This is a genomic window from Acerihabitans sp. (assembly GCF_036398755.1).
GTDB lineage: Bacteria > Pseudomonadota > Gammaproteobacteria > Enterobacterales > Enterobacteriaceae > Acerihabitans.
Map to the genome: position 1 here is coordinate 34,357 of NZ_DASWOM010000025.1, position 8,808 is coordinate 43,164.

General features: G+C 50.8%; 4 protein-coding genes. All 4 read right to left on the reverse strand.

What is annotated here, in order from left to right:
• Nucleotides 1–28 precede the first annotated feature (28 nt).
• Entirely contained in the window at nt 29–1,324 is a 1,296-nt protein-coding gene (locus VGC33_RS05185; RefSeq protein ID WP_331119684.1) for a hypothetical protein, read from the reverse strand.
• Nucleotides 1,325–1,712: 388 nt separating this feature from the next.
• The gene (locus VGC33_RS05190; protein WP_331119685.1) at nt 1,713–6,599 is read right to left on the reverse strand and encodes an RHS repeat-associated core domain-containing protein; all 4,887 of its coding nucleotides are present in this window, start codon (nt 6,597–6,599) and stop codon (nt 1,713–1,715) included.
• A 44-nt stretch (nt 6,600–6,643) separates the two neighbouring features.
• On the reverse strand, nt 6,644–7,972 hold the full coding sequence (locus tag VGC33_RS05195) for a hypothetical protein (protein WP_331119686.1): 1,329 nt from the start codon (nt 7,970–7,972) through the stop codon (nt 6,644–6,646).
• Nucleotides 7,973–8,552: 580 nt separating this feature from the next.
• Nucleotides 8,553–8,808, reverse strand: a 256-nt coding sequence (locus tag VGC33_RS05200) for a DALR anticodon-binding domain-containing protein (RefSeq protein WP_331119687.1), incomplete at its 5' end; no start/stop codon positions are given.

The following is an 8,808-nucleotide window of genomic DNA, read 5'->3' on the forward strand; positions in this document are numbered from 1 at the left end:
GGGCATCGTAATAAATATTGATTTTACGTTATACGATTCTGGGCCGGTCAAACCATTCACCTAGATTAAATACCAATGAAACAAACCCTCGATTACCATAACGATCGGTCAGGCGTAATATGAGATTTTCCCGTTCCACATAGCGCCATTGCCAATTAAAGAGATTATAAATATTAATTTCAAATTGATAGCATACCAACCGGCCGGGGTCTGGCGTTTCGTAAACCTGGCTTTCATCAAAATGGGTGAAAAATCGGTAAAACCGGTGATCCCATGAGCTGTCGTTACGAATAACACAGTGCCCGACAAAACGGGCGTTATCCGGATGTAGATACCAGAAATTCATGCGGTAGTTTTGGTAGATGGTCGGCGAGCGGCCCAAAATGGAGATTGGGTACTCGGCCTGGAGTCCAGTAAATCCGGGTATACTCTGACCTTGCCAGGGCATATCGCCTTGATTGACATAATCGTCATTGACCACCAGCCCAGAGATATCTTCAACCCTGTGGAATTTACCGCCGATTGCGGGAGAGATAACCAGGGTATGGCGCCGGCACACCTGACCGCCGTGGTCGGTATAGGTACCGTCATATTCTGCGTAAAGCTGATAATATACCGAGCGGCTCATTACCGCCGGTTCCGTTTCACGAACGATCCGGTTTTCGGGGTAAGAATAATCAATAGGATCCAGCGCGGTAAGGGTGATATAGCTCGTGAACCCTTCCGTACCGTTAAAGCCCGTGCTGAAGACAGTAATCGGCGCCCCGGGATGGGTTAAGGTCACCTTTACGGCAAACTGCTTGGTCCTTGTGGCGGCATTGGGTCCGCGCATCACAAAGTAGGTAGCCGCCGCCGCATTCGGTAAATAGGGGCGGGCCATGGACTCCTGATTGGCATCGGGGGCCGCGGGATATCTTGCATCGACTGCCTGCGGCTCATCGTTGCCGCCGACGTGCCAGGGTGTGGATCGATCCGGTTCGCAAGTAACATCCACCGTATAATAATTGGCCGGCGGCGCGAAATTAAAGCCGTTAGGGGTAGGGCTGAAACTCCAAACGTTATCACCAGCCGGCGTCGGGCCGGCGGAGGCGTCGAAAATATTGCCGCCTGTTATATAATCGATAAGATTACTATTTTGCAGCAGGGCCGAAGTTGGGATGCCGGTTATTTCCTGCTGCTGGCTATCCACAGCCACCATGTGAACGATGACTTCAGCCTGGTTTAAACCGTTGCCGTAAATTATACCTTGGGTTGCGGTGGTATCGGTGGTGAGAAAAAGGCTTTTAATAGAATATAGTTGTGCCCAACTGGTGAAATTGGCCATGATCATACCTCGAAAATTTTGAATAGTAAACCCTATACTTCCTGATTATTACTCAGTAAATCTATACAGCTATCGAATGATATGATGAATGTTATCAATTACAAAACATCATTAGCGATATAAAAAACTAAGGAAAAGGTTTATCGGGCACGTACGCCTTATTTGATTTAGCATGGAATGAACCTATATCTTGTTATTACTTGAACGTAACAAAATGACTCGACAGCATCACTTTTATAATACTTAAAATTACCTAACTTGAATTTTGCTTCCTTTATCAAGATGAATTCATGCTAAAAAATTTATTACATTTATGGCCGCGCGCGGCAATTACCTTCATAACTATTCCTTTATATAGACGATGACTTGATTAAGGTATTCCGTCGCTTTATTTAAGACTGAATTTCTTGGTCAAGTGAAAGCGCATGGGATCTTTGATTACGAAGGTATTCGGGGCGTCCCACTCCCATACGCGGCAAAAAATACCGTCGATTGTTTTATAACGCAATCCTTTGTCCTCCAGGTTTTTTAACAAGGTACGCATTGTAACCATTTCAAACTCTTGCGAGGCATGAGCACGCACGGTGACAATATCCACTTTATACTCACTTGCAAGGCGGGACGCAAAAAGATCGTCATCCTTAGGGAATCGCTCTAACCGGTAATTGTGCTGAAAATCACGGCGAGTGACCTCTGCGGGCGTAAAGCTATTGTCGGCTGCTTGCCGCAATCCCAACCTTAGCCTTCTGCCCTCCGTTACGCCATACCTCACTTGGGACCCTTGCGGCACCGTGAAAAAACCCGCCTCTTGGTGATATTTACCATGAGACGAAATAATAAGGCGTTCTGAATTTTCAGACCCTTTAAATAAATACAGATCGTCGCCCAACTCTATCCTGTTGCCAAGCGCGATATCTGCAAGACCTCCTCCCCTGGTGGTGTTAGCGCGTCTGGCCGCCAATTTGCCGACGCCCGCCCCCGCCCCCGCGCCTAATCCCAGAGCCAGCGATGCCCATCCCAGCGCCGCCGAGGCCTGCGGATTCTTTTCCTCCAGCGCGATGGAGGCAATGCCCGTCGTCGCCGCCGCCGCTTCAAGGGTAATCAAGACGCCCGCGACCAATGATAGTGAGGCGCCGCCGGTGGGGATGCTCAAGGCAAAGCCTACGACGGCCAAAACGATACCCAGAATGCCCTGCCAGCTGATATGGCCGCTCGGATCGGCGTTATTGACCGGGTCGCCGGCGCAATAGACATAGGCATTGATACCGCCCGCGCCGAACGGACTTAACGAATCCGGCGTATTAAAACGCATCAGCACCGGGTTATAAGCGCGATAGCCGTTGCCCAGGTGGTAAGCGCCGCTCACCGGATCGGGACGCTCGCCGGTAAAACCGGGCAACGACGGGCGGAAGGCAGGACTAAAGCCCCAGGGGGTATAACGGACCAGCTCCGAGGTCTGATTTTCGGCCCGTGACCACAGCAGGCTGTTCTGATCATTGGTGGCCGTCAGTCGCAAGGTGGTACCGTCATGCACCGCTGCAGTGGCGCCGCCCAGTTTGGCTAGCCGCACCGGCCGCAACGCACCGGGTTGCTGCTCGTTGACCCTCTCATCATTGCGGTAATAAAGCGCATGCGCGCCGCGCCCGGTTACCGATTGTCCGACCAATCGATTGAGGGCGTCATAGCCATAACCGCCGCCTGGAGCGGGGCCGCCCGTCACCGAAATCATACGGCCCAGCGGGTCATAAGCAAGCCGGCGTCCGGCCTCGTCCAGCGTCATCTGGCCGTTGGCGTCATACGTCAGCGCTATGACAGCGGGATAATCGGGATGGCTGTGCTGCACCAGGCTGAGCTGGGTGGGGTCGTTGGGATTATTAAATTGAAACAGAGCATTGTCCACGCCGCCGGGAAACGTGGTGCCGCATTGGGTAATATTGTCGATGGCGTCATAGGCAAAGGTCTGCAACGAAATAGACTTGCCGTAGGGATCTATCGGCGGCGCGGCGCCGGCGCAGGTATAACGTTCCAGCCGGTTGCGGCTGTCGTAAAACCAGGCTTCCTGGCGCAGCATTACATTATTGTGCCGTGTTTCGCTGCTGCGCCGCTGGTCGTTGGCATACCAAGTCTGGCTTATCGTCAGCGTTTCGTTATTGGCCGCCGTGACGGAGCGGGCAATCTCGCGGTCAAACTGATCGTAGCCCAGCCTGATGGTGCAGGCATGCAGGCCGCGCGGGTCGGCGGTGTGCCGCGTTTCCAGTCTGCCTAGCGCATCGTAGGCCAGTGTTATAACCATATCCGCATCGCTGACCCGGACCAGTTGCCCCACCGCATTATACTGATATTGGGTCTGCGTGCCGGTGATATCGGTATACTGCGTCTGGCTGCCCATCAGGCTCCAGGCGTGGTTTACCCCACGCAACGGCTGGCCCGGCACGGTAAAGGTTTCTCCCTGCAACTGGCCGGAGCGGGTAAACGCGCGTGTGGTTACCGCGCCATTATCGCCCGTGGCCCGCGTCATTCTGCCGCTCAGGGGGTCCCAGGTAAAATCCTGGCGCAGGGTGCCGCTGGTCACGCTCCTGACGGCATTATCCAATTGGGGAATATATTCATAGCGCAGCACTTCGCCCATCGGCGTGGTCACAGTGGACGGCAGCGGGCTGGCGCCAGTCCAGCCAAAACGGGTCAGGCGACCGCCGCTGGTACTTTGCATGATGCGCCCACTGCTGTCATATGCCTGGGAGCCCAACTGAAAAATACGCGCAGCGGAATTAGTAACACGGATGGCGGTAGCCCATAGCTGGTCGCTAAACGGCACGTACATTTTACTCACCACGCTACCGTCGGGCAGACATTGGCCCACTACCCGATCGAAGGCATCATACTGGTAATCGGTGGTGCGGCCCATTTCATCGGTTTCCTGACGCAAACGACCCAGGCCATCATAACGGCGGGTGACCTGCCCCAGCGTCACGCCCGACCGATCGCGCCGGACAATGGTCAGCGGCAGCCCGCGGACGTCCAGAGTGGTCAGGGTCCAGCCGGCATACAGCGTCTGATTATTGGCGAAGCCCTCGCGGGTCTCAGCCTGGGTCAGTGCAATCGGGTCGCTTTGGGTTATCAACGTGGTTCCGTCGTTGAACGCGGTACGCAACGGGTTCCCCCAAATGTCATACGTGATCGCCGCCGTACGCGTCATACGGGCGACCTGGCCGCTGCGGGGATAATCAAACACGCTTTCGGCGACCCGCTCGCCAAAAGCATTATAGGCGGCGGTTTGCGCCTCAAACCACTGACCGTTGGTATCCGGATCGCTAACTTCCTGGCGCGTCACTCGCCCCAGGCCGTCAAACCAGCTGCGCGTGATATTGCCGAGCGGATCGGTGGTGGCGGTGTAAATAGCGGTGCCGCCGGTTACCGGCTGGGTTGCATAGGTAAGCGTGGTCACCTGCTGGAACGCGCTACCGACATTGCGGGTGGAGCGGGTAGGGCGACCGAGATTATCATAGACATTTACCGTACGGTTGCCCTGCTCATCGGTCTCGGCCAGCACCCGCCCACTTAATATCGACACTTCCCGGCTGGTAGTGAGTGTTAGCTTATCGTGACCGGTGACCCGCTCGCTGGTGGTCAATACATCTGCGTTTAGCGTATAAAGTGGTTCGAAGAAATTCGGATAACTCAGGCTACTGTTGTTGAGGTCATAAAACCAGCGCACCGTGCGCGCAGGTCGCCCATGCATCGTCGGGCTGGCGGGCTGGTTAAGGTAGAACTGCTGGGTATGCAGCATCCGGGTTGCGCCACTGGCATCAAAGCGGTCTTCCATCAGCACGCTATAAGGGGCGGGGGTACCGGCCATGGCGGGCAGGGAAATATAATTGTAGTTCTCGTCGCGCGCGGGGGTGGAGAACGCCGAGGGGGCTGGAATTGTATTTTTCCGCCGTATAAAGCGTGTAAATCCCCACGGGTCGGGTGGGCAGCCGGGCTCCCCGGCGGGCGAATAATAAAACAGCTCGGTGACCATCCCGTCCGGGGTCTGCGTGCGGGTGGGATTGCCTGAGGCATCAAATTCCGTCAGGGTAATTTCGCTGCGCGGCGTACCGGAGAGATAGCGCCATATAACAGTCCGGCTGCGCGGCAATTGAAACTGTGGGGGTTGATTGTCAAAAACCGTGCCCGGCAAGGCATAATACTCGGTAATTGTACGAGTGCTGGCGCCCAGGCTTTGCGTTTCCTCTTCTATTTGCAGATGGAAGTTATTGTACGTGCAGATCGTCGCCCGCGAGACGCCGCCGCTGGTCACTGTTCTGCGCGACCAATAGATATAGGCGTTGAGAACCCCGAACAGGTTATCGCGGTCTGGCGACCAACTGCCGGCGGTGCCGTAGCCGAGGTAATTTGAATTGGAGTAGGTATAAGTAGTGTCAATCCCCTCCTGACCGGCACCGGGAGATTTTAAATGCCTTGATACCGCCGGCAGGGCCGGCAGGCCCGCACTGGTCGGAAACAACATCCGGGCGTTTTGATACCAGACCTGCTCCCTGAGCCCGGTGGGATAGTGAATACCGGTAATCGGATACCAAGACCCGACCGTTGTATAGTCAAACGTCCAGGTCAAGGGCGGCGTCACCGCGTTATTCGTCAACTGGTACAGATTATTATTACGGTAAATCATCGTCAGGACATAACCTTCGCTGCTCCCCGGCCAGAGGGTGAACGTGGAGGCGTTAGTGCCGGAGTAGACCGCCGACAGCAACAGTTTGCCGGTGCTATCGGTAATTCTTTCCAGGCGCGTCAGGGAGCCGAGGATGTTCCAATCAAACTTAAGCCACTGTCCGGTGGGTGAATAGATATATTCCGTAACTTTCATTAACCGCGCATTCTGGGGGCCGGTCAGCACTTCAACAGTGCCGTTTTTCCAGATAACAAAATAATTGGTACTGGTCCGCATAAAGCGAAAGCTGTCAAGCTTATGCTGTACAACAAGCGGTTGATTGCCGGTTTCAACGATATTATATCGCTCGCCGGTATTGAGCACTAATAGCCGATTCTCGGAATCATAATAAGAATACCCCAGAGAGACACCCATTCCATAACCATTATTGGCGGTGCTGAGCGGAGAATATGTCAACCTGGCGTCAAATGCAGGGCCAATACCGCCGTTACCCACCAGATTGGCAATAGGAAAATTAATTACAAACAGGCCCGTGCGGGGATCGACTCCGCCCTGCAGGCCCTCGATAAAATTTGAGGCCTGAGAAGAAAATAAATTGCTCATAGATCAATCCTTGCAGAGTTGATGCGCCCGTTTCGTGTAAACCATCACCGCAACTCAGGCACGTCGAAGTAATCGTTGCGATCAAAATGCAGTGAAAGGTTGCCATTATTACCGTATTTATCCCTGAGAAAAATCACACTACTGTCCACTGGAGTGCCATTCCAATAATGCGTTACAACGTCATTCGTACTCCATATAGAAAACTTATACATGACCAGGGTTGCCGGATTAGTAATAGTTTTATCTACGTCATCGGTATCTATTAAAGTAAAAAGTTTATAGGCGGTACCATAAGCATACCCCAAGAAATGACCTAGGACTTCGGGGTAATTTGGCTTTACATACCAGAAATTTACTTGGTAAAAGGTAAAGCCCCAGCCACGTTCTATCACAGCGAAAGGTTTATTATAAGTGTTTCTAGTGCCTTGACCAATCCCTCTAAATCCTGCTCCCCCCCAAGAGTCGTTACCTGCATTCAAATTCTGGTCTGAAATTTCATTTGAGGAATATGCTTCTATAAAACTTCCTCCTATCTTTGGATAAAGATTAATAGTGAAACGATCGAGTGTTCCGTTATTATGGTATTTTGTAACTCCTTTATGGGCCTCCCAATAATTATTAGTTCGTAAAATGTCAACCGATCGCCGACTGAGAGTCACATTTCTCGCGTCAGAATAATTAATTGGGTCCAAGGCATTAATTGTAACAGAACTGAAAAATCCGGGGGTACCGTATAAACCTGTACTTATCACCTTTGGCGAAGCGGCCGGATGGGTCAAGGTTAGTTGCACCGCGATGTCAATGGTTCTGGAAGGACTAGCTGCCCCACGTCCTACGAAATAACTAAACGTTCTGCCACTTGTCTCGATAAGTCCATCCACAGGCACCATTTGAGATTCGATTTCCCTGAAACTTTCGGGCATCTTCATCACATTAATATCGCCTTGGTAATATCCTATTGAAGAATAGTTGTCCTCCGATATATGATCTTTTTCAATTGCAGCTTGATGGGCTTCGGTATTTATCCTGGTATTGTCAGACAGTATATCCGTAGGAGGTGGATCCTGGACTGGCGCATATGATGGTGCCGGAGGGAGAATATCGAACCCAAGGGAACCATAAACAACAAACCAAGTACTGGTGTTAGGATTATGGCTTAGATGCGCTGTCCTAATAACCTCTATTAGATTTACATTACGTCGAAACTCGTCTAATGAATAATCCGTGAATTCTTGGCCGAATTCATCCAATGCTTTTATATAAATGATAACTTCTACGGTGTTGAAACCATTTCCATAGATATATGCAACACGATTAGTTGTAGTAAATGAAACCTGCAAGGATTCAATAGATTTGATATCAGACCAAGCCATTTTTTACCTCCTATCATTATAAAATCACAATCGATATTCAAGAAGCTAAAATTATTTTTATAAAAATTCAAATTCCAATTACTGAATTTCATTAACTGAAACAAGAGAAGTTTTTTCATTAACATTATTTTTATATTTTTTCCTATATAAAACAATATGTATTTATTTTCATTAAAATTCCTTAATTATTGTTAAAGGAAAAGTAATTCAAAAGGATGTCAATAAATGGAATTCATAAACGCTACAAAATCCTGTTTTTCAATCATTTAAAGAATGAATAAGAGAGAGGTGCATACAATAAAATACTTTATTCTAAGATAAAGACAGTTCACATTGCTGTTAAAAATTTTTCGCTCACTCGCTATAAAACGATAGTACCAGCAGTAAATTGCCATCGGGCATTAATATTTTAATTTATGTCGAGTAAAAGTTAAAAAATGTCATATCAATAAGTTTCATCAATATTGATAACAAGGCGTCAGGGAAAAGCCATTTGCTGGATTAAGCACTTTGCTAAAAAAAACCGATCAGTATTAACTGACCGGCTCTGCATACTACTGTCTGCTTATGGCAAGAGTCGCTATTGCAGCAGCGAGATATCCGCCACCCGCAAAAACAGCGTTTGCAGCTGGCTGAGCAGCGTCAGGCGGTTAATCCGCACCTCGGCGTTGTCGTCCATCACCATCACTTTATCAAAAAAGGCGTCCACCGGCTCGCGCAGGGTGGCCAGTTCGGCCAGCGCCTCCTGGTAGCGGCCCGCGGCAAACAGCGGCTCCAGCTTATCGCGCAGCACCGTAAGGTGCGTCGCCAGCTGGATCTCCGCCGCGTCTTTCAGC